At 74.1% G+C, this 1,250-nt stretch carries 1 protein-coding gene and 1 pseudogene; one reads left to right on the top strand and one right to left on the bottom strand.

The features are described from left to right. Positions 1-337: DUF488 domain-containing protein (locus HW445_RS31515; protein WP_180224185.1), on the bottom strand; the 337-nt coding region annotated here is incomplete at its 3' end. 84 nt (positions 338-421) lie between these two features. Between HW445_RS31515 and HW445_RS31510 the strand changes: the two are divergent. Beyond that, positions 422-1,250, top strand: a pseudogene (locus tag HW445_RS31510) (hypothetical protein); the annotation flags it as partial.

The following is a 1,250-nucleotide window of genomic DNA, read 5'->3' as shown; positions in this document are numbered from 1 at the left end:
GCGCGAGCACGGCCGTATGGCTGATCCCGGGGTCGCGGGTCGCCGTCAGCAGGACCACCGGTCCCTCGTCGGCCAGGGCGCGCAGGCGCTCCGCCGCCTCGCGGTGCGCGTCGTCCTCGAGCTCGGCGAGGTAGCGCGTGCGGAACTCCTCGTACCGCGCCGGGTCGTGGCCGTACCACCGGCGCAGTTCGTTCGACGGCGCGACATCGCGCAGCCACGCGTCGAGGTGGGCCGCATCCTTGCTGAGGCCGCGCGGCCAGAGGCGGTCGACGAGGACCCGCGCTCCGTCCTCGGCGGAGTCGTCGTAGACCCGGTGCTGGGTGATCTGCCTGTCCATGGTTCCACTCTGGCGGCCGGCGCCCGCGCCGCCAGTCGAAAAACCCCGGTGCGTCCCCTCGGGCCGCGCTGGGATCATCCCGGTATGCGTCCCCTCCTCGAACAGCTGGTCCTTCGCCGCACGTTCCGCCTGCCCGCCCCGATCGGCCCGTCCGGAGACGGAGCCGGCCTGGCCGGGCGGCTCGACTCCGCGCTGCTGACGGCGGGATTCACGCTCTCCGGCGAGCTGCTGCGGCACCTGTCCGGACTGTCCCCCGAGGTGGTGGGGCCGGTGGCGAGGCGCACCCTGGCCACGGTGGGGGAACTGGTGGGCGACCACGTGCGCCACAACGTCTACTTCAAGGACTTCCCGGCCGGCGTGCCGGACACCGCGGAGTTCTGGCACCGCTGCCTGACCGAGGCACTCGCGGACGACCGGGCCCGGCCCGGCGTTCAGGCCCAGCTCCGCGACGGGGTGCTGAACCTTCTCGATCTGCCCTCCTACGGCGTCCACGGGCACACCTACGACGAGATGCTCGCCGCGCACGACGAGCTGATCGCCTCGGCCGGTGACCGGATCACCGTGATCCACCTCGGCGGACCCCTGGAGGAGGAACTCTCCGCGCTCTACCTGTCGCTCGCCTCCTCGCCCGTCCCGCTCGGCGAGGACGGACTGGAGGAGCTGCGGCTGCTGGCCGGGCGCTGCGCGCGCGGGCCGCAGCCCGAGACGTTCCCGGTCCGCGAGAACCGCGCGGTGGTCAACGCGGTCCGGGCCGCCGCGGGTCAGGAACTGCTGCTGGACACCGTCACCGACGTGCTGCGCCTCGCGTGCGCCCTCTCCGGCGCGTCGGTCACCCTGCAGGAGCCGGTGCGGTTCCGTTCGCTGCGGCGGCCGCTGCGCCGCGCCCTGCTCGCCGGGCTGGACCGGGTGGTCG

Origin of the sequence: Streptomyces sp. UH6 (assembly GCF_013421635.1) — a bacterium.
GTDB lineage: Bacteria > Actinomycetota > Actinomycetes > Streptomycetales > Streptomycetaceae > Streptomyces > Streptomyces abyssomicinicus.
This window is presented reverse-complemented; position numbering and strand designations above follow the sequence as displayed.